General features: G+C 71.3%; 14 protein-coding genes. 2 read left to right on the forward strand and 12 right to left on the reverse strand.

Annotation, left to right across the window (positions count from 1 at the left end; translation table 11 throughout):
- Window positions 1–15: 15 nt before the first annotated feature.
- Complete coding sequence (locus tag B1H29_RS02915) at window positions 16–594, reverse strand: ATP-binding protein (protein WP_055421266.1); 579 nt, start codon at window positions 592–594, stop codon at window positions 16–18.
- A gap of 179 nt (window positions 595–773) precedes the next feature.
- Here B1H29_RS02915 and B1H29_RS02920 point away from each other — a divergent pair, with 179 nt between their 5' ends.
- Both B1H29_RS02920 and B1H29_RS02925 read left to right on the forward strand, forming a co-directional pair.
- Window positions 774–1,001 carry a DUF397 domain-containing protein gene (locus tag B1H29_RS02920; RefSeq protein WP_055421265.1) on the forward strand — a complete coding sequence of 76 codons (228 nt, stop codon included), beginning with the start codon at window positions 774–776 and terminating at the stop codon, window positions 999–1,001.
- Between the two features lie 141 nt (window positions 1,002–1,142).
- Window positions 1,143–2,063: a helix-turn-helix domain-containing protein gene (locus B1H29_RS02925; protein ID WP_055421264.1), complete on the forward strand. Its 921-nt coding sequence runs from the start codon at window positions 1,143–1,145 to the stop codon at window positions 2,061–2,063.
- Between the two features lie 53 nt (window positions 2,064–2,116).
- Here B1H29_RS02925 and B1H29_RS02930 read toward each other — a convergent pair whose 3' ends face one another.
- The 11 genes from B1H29_RS02930 to B1H29_RS02980 all read right to left on the reverse strand — a co-directional run bounded on the left by B1H29_RS02930 (window position 2,117) and on the right by B1H29_RS02980 (window position 16,632).
- Window positions 2,117–2,935: an SAM-dependent methyltransferase gene (locus B1H29_RS02930; protein WP_055421617.1), complete on the reverse strand. Its 819-nt coding sequence runs from the start codon at window positions 2,933–2,935 to the stop codon at window positions 2,117–2,119.
- Between the two features lie 146 nt (window positions 2,936–3,081).
- A complete protein-coding gene (locus B1H29_RS02935) occupies window positions 3,082–4,362 on the reverse strand; it encodes an ABC transporter substrate-binding protein (RefSeq protein WP_055421263.1) in 1,281 nt (426 codons plus the stop codon).
- Window positions 4,359–5,462 carry a branched-chain amino acid ABC transporter permease gene (locus B1H29_RS02940; RefSeq protein WP_055421616.1) on the reverse strand — a complete coding sequence of 368 codons (1,104 nt, stop codon included), beginning with the start codon at window positions 5,460–5,462 and terminating at the stop codon, window positions 4,359–4,361. Before B1H29_RS02940 ends, B1H29_RS02935 begins: the two co-directional genes overlap by 4 nt.
- A 115-nt stretch (window positions 5,463–5,577) precedes the next feature.
- Window positions 5,578–6,474, reverse strand: a complete 897-nt coding sequence (locus B1H29_RS02945) for a branched-chain amino acid ABC transporter permease (RefSeq protein ID WP_055421262.1) — start codon at window positions 6,472–6,474, stop codon at window positions 5,578–5,580.
- The gene (locus B1H29_RS02950; RefSeq protein WP_055421261.1) at window positions 6,471–7,271 is read right to left on the reverse strand and encodes an ABC transporter ATP-binding protein; all 801 of its coding nucleotides are present in this window, start codon (window positions 7,269–7,271) and stop codon (window positions 6,471–6,473) included. The genes B1H29_RS02945 and B1H29_RS02950 overlap by 4 nt, the downstream gene beginning before the upstream one ends.
- The gene (locus B1H29_RS02955) at window positions 7,268–8,059 is read right to left on the reverse strand and encodes an ABC transporter ATP-binding protein (RefSeq protein WP_055421260.1); all 792 of its coding nucleotides are present in this window, start codon (window positions 8,057–8,059) and stop codon (window positions 7,268–7,270) included. Before B1H29_RS02955 ends, B1H29_RS02950 begins: the two co-directional genes overlap by 4 nt.
- 618 nt (window positions 8,060–8,677) lie before the next feature.
- Complete coding sequence (locus tag B1H29_RS02960) at window positions 8,678–10,075, reverse strand: FAD-binding oxidoreductase (RefSeq protein WP_199832451.1); 1,398 nt, start codon at window positions 10,073–10,075, stop codon at window positions 8,678–8,680.
- Window positions 10,076–10,601: 526 nt separating this feature from the next.
- Window positions 10,602–12,608 (reverse strand): flavin monoamine oxidase family protein, encoded by a 2,007-nt coding sequence (locus B1H29_RS02965; protein ID WP_055421259.1) that lies wholly within the window; start codon window positions 12,606–12,608, stop codon window positions 10,602–10,604.
- Window positions 12,609–12,792: 184 nt separating this feature from the next.
- Window positions 12,793–14,022 carry a SpoIIE family protein phosphatase gene (locus B1H29_RS02970; RefSeq protein WP_199832450.1) on the reverse strand — a complete coding sequence of 410 codons (1,230 nt, stop codon included), beginning with the start codon at window positions 14,020–14,022 and terminating at the stop codon, window positions 12,793–12,795.
- A 22-nt stretch (window positions 14,023–14,044) separates the two neighbouring features.
- A complete protein-coding gene (locus B1H29_RS02975) occupies window positions 14,045–14,845 on the reverse strand; it encodes an alpha/beta fold hydrolase (RefSeq protein ID WP_055421257.1) in 801 nt (266 codons plus the stop codon).
- 500 nt (window positions 14,846–15,345) lie between these two features.
- A complete protein-coding gene (locus B1H29_RS02980; RefSeq protein ID WP_055421256.1) occupies window positions 15,346–16,632 on the reverse strand; it encodes a PucR family transcriptional regulator in 1,287 nt (428 codons plus the stop codon).
- Window positions 16,633–16,637: the final 5 nt, after the last annotated feature.

Here is a 16,637-nt window from a genome sequence, read left to right on the forward strand (position 1 = left end):
TCCGCGGCAGTCGGATCAGGTGAGGGGGCGGGTCGACAACTTGGCCCAGACGGTCTTGCCGGCCGGAGGCCTCGGGGTCCAGCCCCACTCCTCCGCGAGGGCGTCGACGATGCACAGGCCTCGTCCGTGCTCCTGGAGTGCGGAGCCGCCGGACGGGGTGAACACGGGCGCGTTGTCCCCGGGATCGGAGACGGTCAGCGTCAGACGGCCGGGGTCCAGGGCGAGTCCCAGCCTGACCTCGGGCGTGCCGGCCGCCGCCGACGGCACCGCGTGCCGCACGGCGTTGGAGACCAGCTCGGTGATCACGAGGACGGCGTCGTCGGCGTACCGGTCCAGGGACCAGCCGGTCAACGTGTCCCTCGTGAAGCCCCGGGCCCGGGCGAAGCCCCCTCCGCCGCGCGCGATGCGCAGCACCGCGGAAGCGGGCCGGCCGCCCGGCTGGTAGTGCTTGGTGTGCGGGGCTGGGAGCGGCCACTCGTCGCGGCGGGCGGCCGGTCGCGCGGTGTGCGCAAGGTCTCCGAGCGGGCTCGCCGCGCCTGCCTCCGACGCGGGTTCGCCGGGCGACCGGAGCACGGAATGCGCAGGTGACGACACGGCATCTCCCTGATGCGACGTCAGAACAAGGCGCCGACCAGGGGGTTGACGCCACGGCTATTATCCACGCTGACAGCGCTCGCGTGCAATTGCACGAGAAATTGCGCGAAAAAATCGGATGGGAGCGCACGGGGACCGACGAGGCTCGGTCCACTCCCCCGAACGGCAAGGAGACCGCGGTGCCACCAGTGCGCAACGGAGTGCAGGCCAGCCTGTTGGACGCCTGCTGGAAGAAGAGTCGGCACAGCAACGCCGAGGGCAACTGCGTCGAGGTGGCCCTCGTGGACGGAGGCATCGCGATGCGCAACTCCCGCGATCCGGACGGCCCCGCGCTCGTCTACACCCCCGCCGAGGTGGCCGCCTTCCTGGCCGGGGCGAAGGAGGGCGAGTTCGACCACCTGCTGTGAGCGGGGGCGGGAACGGCCGCCGACGCGGATGGCCGGCGCCAAGCGGAGGCCAACTACCCGTTTTCCACGGGCAGATGCGGCGGGCACCTGCGGGATGAGATAGTGTGGTTTCTCAAGTCTGCCGGTCTGCTGGGAGTCAGGATGTCCGCCGCGTCGCATCGCCTCTCCCGTCTCGAGCCGTATCTGGAACGGGCCGAGCCGGCTCCGACTCTGCTGAAGATGCTCGTCGGCGTTCAGCTTGCGGGCTTCCGCGAGGACGCCGGCCTCTCCCAGGACCAGGCGGCGCGCGACCTCGGGTTCAGCGCGGCGAAGCTCTCGCGCATCGAGTCGGGCAAGGGCCGCAAGCCCCCGACGGAGACGGACGTCCGCGCACTGCTGGAGCGGTACGGCACCGATGCCTACGAGGCCTCGGTCCTGCTCAAGCTGTTGCGACGCGCCGGGGAACCGGGCTGGTGGCAGCGGTACGACAAACGTCTGATGCCTGAGTGGTTCGACCGCCTGGTCGGACTGCAGGAGGCCGCGGCGACCATCCGGACCTTCGAGATCCAGTACGTTCCCGGACTGCTCCAGACGCCGGCCTACACCCGGGCCGTGGTCGAGCGGGGCCTGCCGAACGCGCCTTCCGGTGAGGTCCAGCGGCGTGTCGAACTGCGCATGCGCCGTGCGGAGTTGCTGGGCCGCGCTGACGCGCCACAGTTGTGGGCGATCATCGACGAGTCCGTGCTGCTGCGAGTACTGGGCAGCCGCGAGGTCATGCGTGAACAGCTCACGCACCTCGTCGAGATGGCCGGGCAGCCGCATGTGACGCTGCAGATCGTGCCGCTGGACGTGACGAACGCATCGGCACCCGCGATTCCGGTCACCTACCTGCGGTTCGGCGGCATCGACCTGCCCGACGTGGTCTACCTGGAGCACATCAAGAGCGCCAACTTCCTCGAGGACCGTGACGAGACCGAGGAGTACCGGGTCGCGCTGGACCGCCTGGCCGATGAGGCGCTCACTCCGCGCGATTCACTCGAGCTGCTGCGCGAGACGATGGCGCTGCGCTACCCCGACAAGTAGCGCAGCGCACAAGAGAGCCGCACGCGTAGTGCGAGGCCCCTCGTGCTCTTCTGCTAGCGGATGCGTCCCAGACCGCCGAACTCGATCCACTCGTCGGTGAGCTGGCGGGGGACCACGTCGGTGTCCGGGCGCCAGGTCGAGACCTCGACCAGGCCCGGCTCCAGGATGTCCATGCCTTCGAAGAGGGCCTCGACGTCCTTCGGCTCGCGGACCCGGCCCCAGTGCCCCTGGGTCGCCCGGTCCATGAACTCCGTGACGGACTCGCGCACCTCGGCGTCCTCGCTGACCAGTTGGCACATCACCGCGTAGCTCCCGGGCGCCAGCCGCTCGGTCACGCGGCGGACGACCGCCATCGGGCCGTCGGTCTCGCTGTCCGGGATGCAGTGGAAGACCGAGTTGAACAGGACGGCCACCGGCTGCGAGAAGTCGATCAGGCGCTGGGTGTCCGGGTGGGAGAAGATCTCCTCCGTCGAACGCATGTCGGCGTGGATGACGGCGGTGCGTTCGTTCTGGTCGAGCAGCGCGCGGCCGTGGACCAGCACCATCGGGTCGTTGTCGACGTAGACGACGCGCGAGTCGGGGGCGACGCCCTGGGCGATCTGGTGGACGTTGTCCTGCGTGGGCAGGCCGGAGCCGTGGTCCAGGAACTGGCGGATACCGTATTCCTGCGCGAGGATCCTGACGACCCGCTGCAGGAAGCGCCGGTTGTTCAGCGCGAGCCGACGGGTGCTGGGTACGACCTTGTCCAGCTCTCCGACCGCCGCCCGGTCGGCCGCGTAGTTGTCCTTGCCGCCCAGATAGTAATCGTACATACGTGCGGCCGTGGGCACGTTGGCGTCGATCTCCGTGGACAACCGCTTGTCGGCTTGCATCATTCCCCCAGCTCCGTACCGCGCCAACTGCTCTGGCCTGACCGAGAGTACATCCTAGAGACCCTGCGTTCGGAGGAACCAGTGCCCCGGCGAAGCGGGCGCCAAGTCGACTGCCACGCAGTCGACTTGGCGCCCGCTCGGGTCGGTCAGCCGCGAGCGGCCAGGTACGCGTCGACGCCGGGCGCCTTGTGCGCCTCCTCCAGGCCGACCAGGCCACCGACCGCCTCGGCGTCGGGCTTCAGCACGTAGGTGGACCGGCTGGCCGGCTCGGTCACGAGGGTGAAGTTCTGCGGAGTGCCGAGGCCGGTGTCGACGTTCTTCTGCGAGCGGTGCGCCTTGACCACGTCCTGACGGGTGAGGCTGCCGCCCTCACAGGCCTTCTTCAGGTCGGAGCCCATCAGTTGGGCGGCGTTGTATCCGGAGAGCACTCCCGAGTCGACCGGCTCGCCCGGGTACTTCTTGTTGTAGGAGGCGACCATCTTCTTGACGCCGGGCAGGTCGGAGCTGACCGCCGGTGCGGCGCTGACCACGTGGACCATGGCTTCCAGCGCCGCCGCCGCGGGCGTCTTCATCAACTGCGGGGCGTAGCCGGGAGCGCTGCTGACGATCGGCACCTTCAGGCCCCGGGCGGCGGCCACGCCGGCGAGGGAGGCGGTCTGGGCGGGGCCCGCGCTGATCAGGATCGCCTTCACCCCGGCCTTGCTCAGCGCCGAGACCTGCGCGGTGAGATCGGTGTCCGTGGCCTTGATCTTCTGGCCTACCACCTTCATCCCCGCCTGCTCGGCGGCCCACTCGGAGCCCTCCAGCGCGTTGGCGCCGTAGTCGCCCTCGAAGTAGACGTGGCCGATCGTGTCACCCTTGGCGATCTTCTTGGTGCGGGTCAGGAAGTCGACGGCGGCGATCATGTCGAGGTCGTAGGTGGTGCCGAGGACCTGGACGGAGTCCCTGCCCAGCAGCGAGGCGGCCCAGGCCTGCGGGAAGGTCAGCATGTGGTCCCGCTCGATGTCGTCGAGCAGGGCCGCGACCACCGGCGAGCCGATCACCTGGGGCAGGGCGACGACGTCCGGGGAGATGTCGGCGTAGGCGGTGACCGCCTTCTGCACGTCGTAGCCGTGGTCCTTGACGACGATCTCGACCTTGCGGCCGCAGATGCCGCCCGCGGCGTTGGTCTCGTCGGCCCACATCTGCTGGGCCTGCACGATGCTCTTGCCGAGGGTGGCGTAGGGGCCGGTAAGGTCGGTCAGCGCGCCCAGCTTGATGGCCTTGTCGCTGACTCCGGGGCCGGCCTTGACGCCGTCGGCGGCTTCGTCGGTGCTCCCGCCCTCCGCCTTCGTGCTGCACGCGGTGCCCGCGAGCAGCACGGCGGCCAGTGCCGCGGCCAGAGCGGCGGTCCGGGTGGTGCGGGGCCTGGGGTGCGTGACGTTCACGGGGTGTGCTCCTTGGTTCGTGCGGTGTTGGCGGTGGTGCCCGGGGGCCGGGGTGTGGCACCGGCGTCCGGAGGACCGGTGACGGATGGCTTGCGGCGCAGGCGGGCGCGGGTCCGACGGGTCAGTCCGTGCAGGCCGTCGGGGGCGTAGAGCAGGATCACGACGATCGCCGCGCCGTAGAGGTAGCGGGAGGCCTCGGTCGGACCGATCGAGCCGTCGCCGGAGCCCGGGGTCGCCACCAGCGGCAACTGGTCGGCGTAGCGGGTCATCAGCAGGGGCAGCGCGGTGACGAAGACGGCGCCGGCGGTGGCTCCCGCCACCGAGCCGAGGCCGCCGATGACGATCATGGCGAGGTAGTCGACGGAAAGGAGGAGGGAGAAGTAGTCGGGCACGACTCGGCGGAAGGACAGTGCGAGCAGGACGCCGGCGAGGCCCGCGTACATCGAGGAGACGACGAACGCGGCCGAGCGGTACCGGGCCACGTGCACGCCCATGACGGACGCCGCGGTCTCACTGTCGCGCAGCGCCACCAGGGCGCGTCCGGGGCGTCCGCGCAGCAGTCCGCGCGCGGTGAACCAGGTGAGCGCGAAGAGGGCGAGACCCAGGTACCAGAGCCGTTCCTCGGCGCCGAACGGCACGCCCAGGACGGTCAGTTCGGGGTCGGTCTCGGCGAAGGTGAACCCGCCGATCTCCAGGGGCGGCACCGAACGTCCGTTGAAGCCGCCGGTGACGGAGTCCGCGGTGAGCAGGACGTGGTGGCCCAGGAAGACCAGGGCGAGGGTGGCCACGCCGAGGTAGATGCCCTTGACCCGGCCGGCGACGGGGCTGAACAGGCCGCCCGCGGCACCGGCGAGCAGCACCGCGAGGACGGCGGCGACGGCGGGCGGCAGCCCCGGTCCGGGCTCCCCCGCCAGCCATACGTAGCCGTAGGCGCCGACGGCGAGGAAGAAGGCGTGTCCGAGGGAGAGCTGTCCGGCGGTACCACTGAGCAGGCCCAGGCCGACGGCGCCGATGGCGGCGGCCATGGAGAACAGGCCGATGCGCAGCCAGAAGGCGTCGAGGTAGAAGGGCAGGGCGCACAGGAGGAGGGCGGGCAGCAGGAGCGCGCCCCGCTTGAGGAGGTCGCGTCTTGGGCGGAGACCGGACCCGGGGAAACCGGACTTGGAGAGACCGGACTTGGAGAGACCGGACTTGGAGAGACCGGAGTCGGGGAGTTCAGACACGGGCCGCTCCCTTCGCCGCGAAGAGCCCGGCGGGGCGCACCAGGAGGACCAGCACCATCACGGCGTACGGGGCGACGTCGCCGAAGCCCTCGCCGAGGACGTGCAGGTCGGACTGGTAGCCCGCGACGAAGGCCTCGGTGAGGCCGATCAGCATGCTGCCGACCAGGGCGCCGACCGGGGAGGCCATGCCGCCGAGGATGGCGGCCGGGAAGGCCTTCAGGGCGATCTGCCCGGTGGTGCGCTCCAGTCCGGGCGCCGGGAAGGCGACCAGGAAGACCGCGGCGAGCGCGGCGAGTCCGCCTGCCAGGCACCAGGCGACGGTGCGTACGCGGGTCAGACGTACGCCCATGAGGGCGGCGGCCTCCCCGTCCTCGGCCGCCGCGCGCAGCGACAGGCCCCAGGGAGTGAACCTGAAGAGGGCGAAGGCCCCGCCGATGGCCACGGCGGACACCAGGATCGCGGCGATGCGGCTGTCGGCGACGGTCACCGGGCCCAGGTCCGTCACCGAGTTGCCCCAGGGGTCGCCGAGCGGCAGCAGGTCGCCGCCGATGCGCCGGGCCAGGTCGGTGACCAGGACGATGTCTATGCCGATGGTGACGATGGTCTGGACGTGGGCGGAGTGCGGGTCGGTCCCGACCCGTTGCAGCACCAGCCGGTCCAGGGCCCCGGCCACGGCCGCCGTCACGAGGACGGCGACGGCCAGCGCCCCGGCGAAGCCGATGTCGTCGTGCAGGACGGCGACGAGGTACCCGCCGAGCAGGAGCAGGGAACCGTGGGCGAAGCTCAGCACGCCGGACGCCTTGAAGATGGTGACGAAGCCGAGGGCGATCAGGGCGTAGACGGACCCCAGGGCGAGGCCGTTGAGGAGGTTGTCGAGGAAGCCGGTCATGCCGCGTCCTCCCCGGTCGTGCCGGTGCCGAGGTAGGCGCGCAGCACCTCGGGGCCGCGCCGGACCTCGGCGGGGGTGCCGTGGGCGATGGCCTTGCCGAAGTCGAGCACGGTGACCTCGTCGGCGAGCCGCATGACCAGTCCCATGTCGTGCTCGACCAGTACTACGGACAGGCCGAGTTCGGCGCGGATCTCCCGGACGACCTCGGTCATGCGGGCGCGTTCGGCGGCGTTCATGCCGGCCACGGGTTCGTCGAGCAGCAGTACACGGGGCTCCAGACAGAGGGCACGGGCGAGTTCGACGCGCTTGCGGTCGCCGTAGGACAGCAGGGCGACGGGTGCGTCGAAGTGGGCGCCCAGGCCGGTGAGTTCGGCGATCTCACGGGCCTTGGCGAGGTGTTCACGCTGCTCGCGCACGGCGCGCGGCAGACGCAGGGCGCTGGCGGCGAAGCCGGCGTGGGACAGGGCGTGGCGGCCGAGCATCAGGTTGTCGGCGACGGTGCCCTGAGTGGTGACGATGTTCTGGAAGGTGCGGGCCACGCCGAGGGCGGCGATCCTGTGCGGGGCGAGCCGGGTCAGTTCGGCGTCGCCGAGTCGCACGGTGCCCGCGGTGGGCCGGTAGAGGCCCGACAGGACGTTGAAACAGGTGGACTTGCCCGCGCCGTTGGGGCCGATGACGGCGTGCACGGTGCCCGGGGCGACGGTGAAGGAGACGTCGTCGAGGGCGACCAGCCCGGCGAAGCGCACGGTCACGTTCCGGACCTCGAGCGCGGGGGGTGCGGCGGTTCGGGTGGTCACGCGGCCCCCTTGCCGTCGGTGGCCTCGGTGGTGTCCCCCAGGTAGAGGCGGCGCACGGCGTCCGTCCGCGCGAGTTCGCCGGCGGCGCCGGCCAGCCGGATCTCGCCGACCTCCAGGACGTAGGCGTGTTCGGCGAGGGACAACGCCATGCCGGCGTTCTGTTCCACGAGGAGTACGGCGGTGCCCTGGGTGTTGATCTCGCGGACGACCTCGGCGATGCGGTCGACCATCATCGGGGCCAGCCCGAGGGAGGGCTCGTCGAGGAGGAGCAGGCGGGGTGCGGCCATCAGGGCACGGCCGATGGCCAGCATCTGCTGCTCTCCGCCGGACAGCAGGCCGGCGGCCTGGCGGGTGCGTTCGGCGAGCCGCGGGAAGAGGGTGAAGACCCGCTCCCGGGACTCGCGGACCTGGGCCGGGGCGCGCCGGCCGAGTCCGAGCCCGCCGGCCCGCAGGTTCTCGTCGACGCTGAGTCCGGCGAACACCCGCCTGCCCTCGGGTACCTGTACGACTCCGGCGCGTACGGCGGCGACCGGGTCCCGGCCTTCGAGGGCCGTGTCGCCGTAGCGGACCCGGCCGGCCGTGATCGCGCCGCGGTGCAGGCGCAGTGTGCCCGAGACCGCCCGCAGCAGCGTCGTCTTGCCGGCGCCGTTGGCACCGAGCAGCGCGACCACGCCGCCGTAGGGGACGGTCAGGGACACGGAACGGAGGGCGGACAGTGCGCGCCCGTACGTCACGTCGAGGCCATCGACGCGCAGGGCGGGCTCGCCGTCCGGTGGTGCTGCGGGCATCACGGCTCCTTGGGACCGTGCCGGGGTCGGCACGGTGACGGGAAGGGGGGAGCTCACGACAGCACGCGCGCCGGTGGCGGTACAGAGCCGCGGCCCGGGTCGCTGCGGCGTCCCAGTCCCGGGACGGAGAGTCTGTGCGGATGCCCAGGCTCGGGCCGCGGCGCCGCATCGGAGCCGGGCCGGGTCGACGCGGGTGCCGGATCGCCGGGGAGGCGCGAGCACCTGGCGGGCGACGCCGCCGCCGCGTTCCGGACGTCGGTGTTCGCGGTCACGCCGGCGCGCTGCGACGGCACCCGCGCGCGGGCCAGGGCACCGGGCCCGCACCGAGAGCGGGCAGCGGTGAGGGTGGGGCCCGCCCGAGCCCGTGGAGGGGGAGCGGCCATCGCGGGACACGGCCCGAGCGCAGGCGCCGGATCTCGGTGTCCCCGAACCACACCGCGAGAGGGCGCCCGGCGCACTGCCAGCACGTCGGGCCCGTAGTCACACCCGACGCGAATCTCCTCTCCGTACCCACCCGAGCGCCGGGGTCCGCGCCGTGTCAGAGCGCCAGGGGCCTCGCATCGTGCCGCATGACGGACGGCGTGCTCGTAAGGGGGTGGCGTTCGACGGTTCGCGCCATCAGCCCGGGACGGGCGGAATGTTCTGGTTCACGTGGAACAGGTTGTCCGGATCGTAGGCACCCTTGATCGAGGCCAGCCGATCGAAGTGCCCCCGGTAGGTGGTCCGGACCCGGTCCGCGCTCTCCTGCTCGCCGATGAAGTTGACGTAGGAGCCGCCCATGGAGTGCGGGTGCAGAGCGGTCCAGTAGTCCACGCACCATTGCCGGATCAGGTCGGCACGGGCGGGGTCCGGGTCGATGCCACCGATCACTCCGGACCAGACGGCGTCGCGATAGGCCCAGGCCGTGTCATCGGCTCCGACCTGGTGAGCCGCACCGTCCACCGGGTACAGGTGCATGGTCGAGAGATCCGTCGGGATGTTCTCCCCGAATGTGTGGTGTACGTCGACGGCGGCGTCGGAGACCGTGTCGAAGAAGTCGCCGCGCCAGTACCACTGCAGGCCCTTGGGGATCAGTGTGTCGAACATCGTCTGGAGCTCGGGGTAGGGCATGGGGGTCGTGAAGTGGAAGGCAGGCGGCGCCGGTTCGCCGACCACTGCGAGCACCTGCTCCAGACGCTCGGCGGAGAGGTCCCCCGTGTAACACCACACCACCCCGCACACCTTCTGCCCGTGGATCGGCTCGGGGAAGGGCGGGCCGGGCGGCACGACCAGCACCGCGAAGAATCCGTAGAGGTCCTCGGGAGCGGCGGGCAGGAACTCCCGGTACCAGCGCAGCACCTCCGGCGTACGGTCGACGGGCCACACCGTCACCGCGACTCCGACCGTGTGTGCCGGTCGCGGCCGGAAGGTGAACGACGTCACCACGCCGAAGTTGCCGCCGCCACCCCGCAACGCCCAGAACAGGTCCGGGTGGTTCTCGGCCGACGCGGTGACGCAGCTACCGTCGGCGAGGACCACGTCGGCCGACAGCAGACTGTCGATCGTCAGACCGTACTTGCGCGTGAGGTAGCCGTGTCCGCCTCCCAGAGTGAGACCGCCGACGCCCGTGGTCGACATGATCCCTGCGGGCACGGCGAGTCCGAAGGCATGCGTGGCATGATCCACGTCACCGAGCTGGCTGCCGCCTCCGACCTGGACGGTGCCCGCGTCCGGATCCACCCTGACCCAGCGCATCGGCGACAGGTCGAGCATCAGCCCGTCGTCGACCAGGCACAGACCCGGCCCGCTGTGACCGCCGCCGCGCACCGCCAGCTCGGCTCCGGTGTCCTTGGCGAAGGAGATCGTCGCCTGCACGTCCGCCACGTCCACGCACTGCGCGACAGCGGCCGGCCGCCGATCGATCATCGCGTTGTAAATGCTGCGGGCCTCGTCGTAGCCCGGATCCGGCGGGGTGATCACCGGTCCCCGCAGCGCCTCCCGCAGACTGCCGACAGCAGTGTCGTCGATGCCGCCCATGGCCGAGGACCCCTTTTCCACATGAACTTGATGAGCCCCGCACCCATGGGAGACACATCACGTCCACGCAGACGGGCGTGGGTTTGTTTGCGCCTCGGCACCGATGCGGCGAGTGCGTCCCTGCCCGCCTCCAGTCTTCACCCGTCCGCCACACTCCGCACGTCGGCGGAAAGTTGTGGATGAAGCGGGTCATGGACATCCGTGCGGACCCTGCGGGCGGGCGCGGACGTCATCGTCCGCCACCCTTCTCACGCCCCGACGCCCACGGCAACCCCCGCCCGCCGCAGACCCCCGGCGTCGAGGAGGCCGAGGAGTCCCCGCGCGTGTGCAGCCGGCCGAGACCGGTCACCTACTCGCAGAGGCCGCACTCACTGGGCGCGGCCGGTCCGCTGCGAGACGCCGTGCCTCCTCCCGAGGGCCGCCTCGGACGCCGTACCCCCGGTGTCCGCCCCGCGTCCGCGGGGACTCGCTCCGGGTCGCGGCCGGCGCACGGCCGCGACCCGCGGTGCGCGTCGTGCCCTCTCCGTCAGCCCGTGTGGACCTTCAGGGCGGAGCGGACGGCTGACTCGAGGGCGCCTTCGATCCAGGCCGGCTTGACGGAGGTGTGGTCCCCAGCGAAGTGCAGCGGGCCTTCGGACGTGGGGATGTCGGGGAACAGTTCCGTGTGCTGGCCGGGGAAGAGCACGGACGCCTCGCCGTAGGCGTAGTGGTCACGCATCCACGACTGGGTCTGGCACCTGCCGGTGAAGAAGACCTCGCACCGGCGGCCGAACACCGCCTGCACCCCGGCGAGGGCGCGCAGACAGCGCTCCTCGTCGGCGTAGGCGTCCCACTTCAGGGCGTCGTCGGACCAACTGTAAGAGGCCAGCATGATGCCGCCGTCACTGCCGTCCATGGGCTGGGCGTGCTCGAAGTACATGAAGCGGTTGGCGTTGTCGCTGACGGAACCGCCACCACGGACGTGAGCGGCTTCGGGTTCACCGTCCGCGGCGGGCCGGAAGGCGGCGAAGCAGTGCTTGTACGCGTCGGGGATCGTCACACCCAGGTTCTTCACGGACTTGTGTGCGCCGAGGTACCGGCCGTCTGTGACCTTGCCCGCCCGGTACTTGTCGTAGAGGCCGTCCTCAATGGTGTCGAGGGCCTGCTTCCACTGAGCCTCGGTGAATTCCCACCAGCGTCGGGAGAATTCCAGCAGCACCTTGGTCGCGGCGTCGTAGTGCAGCTCCGTGATGGCCCGGCGCTTGCCGTAGGACAGCGGGGGGTCGAAAGTGACGTGCCGCAGTCCGGAGAACGGAACGGTGATGATCGCCTCGTCACCCTCGAAGACCTGTGTGGTGCCCCCGTTGCCTGTCTGGCAGTCCTCGGAGACGGTGTGCACCCGCACCTTGCCGCCGGCGCGTTCGACGCGCACGGCACGCCGGTCGAGCCGCACCTTTCCCTTCACCGGCGCGTACAGCGCGTCGGCGAGCAGTGCGGTGCCGCCCTTGATCTCCCAGAACTTGGTCTTCGGGTCGATCAGTGCGCTGGACAGGAAGCTGTGGAGGAACGAGAGGTGCAGCCGTGAGGTCAGGTTCTGGATGGTTCCGACCAGGTCGATGGTCCTGGTGTCGAGCCCCGCGGCTTCGGTGAGGTAGCGGTACATGGACCAGTGTCCGTACCTCTCGAGGACCTCGGCCCACCCGTCGACGAGAGCGGTTCCCTCCTTGCCCCGGACGAGCCGGTGTGCGGGTTCGAGCGCCTCCGCGAGGATGGCGGCGGCGGTCCTCTTCCGGTCGGCGCCGGTGATGTGGAAGGTGTCGTTGACCCTTTCCGGGTTCTTCTCGTAGTCGGCCCGGCGCTCACGGACGCCGTTGACGTGGATCCAGGTGCGGTTGGTCTTCTTCGCCGGGTCGTCGGGGTCGACGTCCACCAGGTAGAACTCCTGGCGGGGGAGGTCGAACTTCTCGAGCAGTGCCATGAGGAGCGGGTGGCTGTCGGGCAGCCGCATGGCCCCGGCCTCGGCGTACTGCGCAGGGTCGGCGAACGGCTGCCGGCCCTTCTCGTGACCTCCCCTGCGGAAGGTCTTGACACGGCCGCCGACCCGGTTGCCGTTGGCCTCGATCACGACAACGTCGTGTCCCGCCCGGTTGAGCAGGTCGGCGGCCAGCAGTCCGGCCGGTCCGGCCCCGACGATCAGAACGCGCTTGGTGGCCTTCCCCCGGCTGGCCGGCAGACCGCCGTTGACGGCCTTCACATAGGCCGGGACCAGAGGCTTGTCGTGTTGGTCGTACACGGCGATGGCGCGGGCGACCGCCCGGTACGCCTGGGGAGCGGTGCCGGGCGGCACCACGGCCGGCGGGATCGCGGGCGCGGTGGCGGGGCTGAGCGCCGTCGCGGAGGCGGCGGAGGCGGCCGTGAGCCCGACGGCGAGCGCCGAAGTGCCGGTCACCGTGACCACCGAGCGCCGCGAGGGCGTGGTGAGATGCGGTGCCGGTCGCCGCAGCGACGAGTCGTGAGTGCCGGAAGCCGAGGTGTTCGCATTCTGAGTGTTCATCGCGCATCACTCTTGTGTGCACGAGCGCCCTGGAGGTAGTGCCCTCACACGGACGAGACGCTCAAACCACTCGAACCGGGTCCGTAGCCGGTACCCGTGTTCACCTGGGGCCCGCACTTACGCCCCTGCTCCGGTGCAGGGCCGTGCCGCGCCCCGCGACGCCGGCATGATCCAGACGACAGGTCTACTGGTGCGGGCGCCCCAGGGCGAGGAGGGCCGTGTCGTCGTTCAGCCCGTCGCCGAAGCCGACGAGGAGACCGGCGAAGGCATCGATCACGGCGCGTGGTTGCGCGGGGGCCAGACCGGTGGCGAACGACTGCAGCGCGTCGTAGCCGTACAGGTCGTTGTCCGCCCCCGTACGCGCCTCGGTGACGCCGTCGGTGTAGAGCAGCAGCGTGTCGCCGGGCTCGAGAGCGGTGCGGACCGTGGTGAACGAGGCTTGGGGGAAGGCCCCGACCAGCATCCCGGCGGGTGTCGGCAGGTACTGCGCCACACCGTCCGCACGGAGCATCAGCGCGGGCGGGTGTCCGCCCGAGGCCAGGCGGACACCGACCGCCCGGCCTTCGGGTTCCAGGACGCCGAAGATGACGGTGCAGTAACGCGGGTCACCATCGGCGTACCGCTCGAGCAGCGCGGCGTTGAGGGTGGACAGCACGGCTTCGGGGTCGAGACCCTGGAGCGCCGCCGTGCGCAGGGTGTAGCGCGCCAGGGAGGTCACGGCCGCCGCCTTCGGGCCCTTCCCGCAGACGTCGCCGAGGAAGAAGGCGAAGCGCTCGTCGCCGAGGGGGAACAGGTCGTAGAAGTCCCCGCCCAGCCGTACAGGAGAGGCCGTGTGGTAGTGAACGGCGGTCTCCACACCGGGCACGACCGGCAGACTGGCCGGTAGCAGGCTCTGCTGCAGTACGGCCAGCGCCTCGCGTAGCTGCTCGCGGTCGGCCTCCGCCTGGCGGCGGGCCTTCTCCGCCTCGCGGCGGGCGCGAAGCAGTTCCCTCTCGTAGGAACGCCGGTCGGTGGCGTCGAAGACGGTCGTGCGGACCAGCAGGGGCCGGTCGTCCGCACCGCGTTTCACGGTCGACGTGATCAGTACCGGAAGCCGCGCCCCGTCCGCGACCTTCATTTCCAGCGCGATGCCTCCGGCCACCCCCTGCATGCGCAACATGGGCGCGTAGTGGGTCTCGTGGTAGAGCTTGCCTCCCACGGTCAGCAGATCGCTGAAGCGTCTGCGCCGCACGACCTCGTCCCGCGAGAGGCCGAGCCAGTCCAACAGCGTTTTGTTGATCTTGACGATGGTGCCGTCCATCAGAGTGGACAGGTATCCGCAGGGAGCGGACTCGTAGAGCTCCTCAGTACTGTCCTCCAGCAGGGCGACGACATCCGAGTCGATGGATGGCTGTGCCTCGCCGTCGGGTGGCAGGTCCGGGTCGGGGCGAGACACACTACGAGGCTTCCAAGAACGCCGTTACCGCGTCTGCAGTGGCCTGCGGAGCACTCAACTGGGGGCAGTGGCCGATGGCGGGCAACGTGACCAGACGGCTACCGGGAATGGCGGCATGGACGTAGGCCCCCACCTCGCGGGGGGCGATGGCGTCCTGCTCGCAGTCGAGGATCAGGGTGGGGACGGTGACCGTTTTCAGGTCCTGTCGTGCGTCGGAGAGGAACGTGGTGCGCGCGAATACCCGCGCTACCTCCGGGTCGGTGGCGCAGAAGCTGGTGGTGAGTTCCTCACCCAGCTCCGGACGGTCGGGATTGCCCATGATGACCGGGGCCATGGTCGCGGACCACCCGAGGTAGTTGGCTTCCAGCGAGTCCAGCAACTCTTCGATGTCCGCTGCGCTGAAGCCGCCCCGGTAGCCCTCCTCGTCGATATAGGAGGGTGAGGGGCACACCATGACCAGCGTTCCGATGCGGCCTGGTGCCGCGGCGGCGGCGCGGACACCGACCATGGCGCTGACCGAGTGCCCCACGAGGACCGCGTCCCGCAGGTCCAGCTCCTCGCACACGTCCAACACGTCCTGGGCGTATCCGTCCAGTGTCGTGTAGCGCTCCTCCCGCCACGCGGCCAGGTCGGAGCGGCCGGAGCCGACGTAGTCGAACAGCACGACGCGGTAGTGTTCCGCGAGACCGGGGGCCACGAGACGCCACAGGTTCTGATCACAGCCGAAGCCGTGCGCGAGGACGAGGGGCCGTCCGGTTTCGGGCCCCATCACGCGGACGTTGTTCCTGCGGAGTATGTCCATCCACCCATCGTGACACGCCACGGCCGGACTCACGTTGTGCGTTGCGCCTCAGCGGCCTCAGCGGCCCCAACCGCCTCACCCCCGCACGCGGGAGTCTTCGCGACCCCCGCACGCGGGAGTCTTCGCGCTTGCGCACATGCTCACGTGCCGGCGCCTCCCGCCGCTGTCCGGCGGTCAGCGACGGGCGGCAGCGTTCACACCCCCGGGCCGACGCCCCGCGACGGCGCTGGGCCCGCGAGGGCGGCGCCGTCGCGCGTCCTGTGCGGCCGGCCCTCCGTCGTTCGCGGAAGGTGCGGACCTCGGCGTCGACGAGAGTGCCGTCCTGCCGTTCGAGGTGGGCGAGCACGAGGCCCAGGCCGAAGAAGGTGGGTGCCCACGCGCCGACGAAGAGCTCCCGGCGGTCGGTACGGGCGACGTCGGCGCCGGGTTCCACGGCCGGCGGGGGCACCACCCGGAGCCGGGACGAGGTCGGATCGGCACCGGGGGGCGGAGTGTGTGCGTCAGTCGTGCAGTACTCGTCGGGCGGTGAGGGCCAGGCTCATCTCCACCACGTCCGCCGGGCGGGCCAGGGACCGGCCGGTCAGTTGTTCGCAGCGGCGGAGGCGGTTGAGGACCGTGTTGCGGTGGCAGTAGAGGCGTTCACCGGCCCGCTGTGCCGAGCCGTCGCAGTCGAGCCAGGTGGTGAGGGTGTCCAGCAGCACCTCACGGTCGGCGGGCTCCAGGCGCAGCAGGGGGCCGAGCACCTTCTCGGCGAGGGCACGGCCGAGTTCGGGGCTGGAGACGAGCAGGGCGGCCGGGAGATGGTCGGTGAGCCGGACCGTGCCACCGGCCTCGGGGCAGATGTCCAGGGCCGTGTCGGCGTGCCGGCGGGCGTCGCCGACGGACGCCAGTCCGTCGACCGGGCTGCCGACACCGATCCGGACCCCCGGGAACGGGGCGCGCGGCCCGGACCCGGGTTCCTCCGGCGCCGGGAGTCCGTCGTCGCCGGCGCCGACCAGGACGATGCCGTAGTCGACCTCCGCTCCGGCGTGCCAGTGGACGCGTGCGCCGGGCGCCACGGCCGCGGCCCGGGCGGCGTCGGACCGCGCGGGGCGTCCGCCGGTGACGGCGACGACCACGTACCGGCCCTGCTCCGGCAGGCCCAGCGCCTGTGCGGCCTCGGGCAGGTCGGCGATGCGGCTGGTGCCGTCGAGCAGACCGGCCGCCAGCAGCCGGGCCCGGTTCTCGCGGCGCCGGGCGAGCTGCCACTCGGCCTGCCGGTAGGCGTCCGCCACGATGGTGCAGTGCTCGTCGACGAAGTTCCACACGTCGGCGGCCACGTGCACGAGGAGGCGTACGTCCTCGGGTGCGTGGCGGGAGGTCTCCTCGATCAGCCGCTGCCACACCAGTGAGCCGCCGAGGCGGAAGGCGTGCAGCAGCGCGTCCAGCGGCAGTCCCTGCTCGGCGCGGGTGGCTCCGATCCGCCAGGAGCAGCGGCGGGCCGCGTCCCGCGCGCCGCGCGGGTCGAGCAGCGAGGCCACGCTGTGCCGCAGCGAGCGGTGGACCTCCTGCCAGGTGGCGGTGGGGTCCTTCGTGATGGCCGCGCGGTAGGCCGGCTCCTGCTCCTGCAACAGGGCCACCAGCCGGTCGGCCAGATCGGGCAGGTCGTCGAGCAGGGCGCGGGCGGCCCGGTGCAGGACCCGCAGGGCGTCGGCGTCCATCAGTGACGCGACGCTCGGCGTCCGCGGGCGTGGTACGGGCGTCAGCCCGGTGCGGATCGCTGCTCGTGACCGTACGGCGTGCTGCATCGCGG

The sequence above is a fragment of the Streptomyces pactum genome, from assembly GCF_002005225.1.
Classification (GTDB): Bacteria; Actinomycetota; Actinomycetes; order Streptomycetales; family Streptomycetaceae; genus Streptomyces; species Streptomyces pactum_A.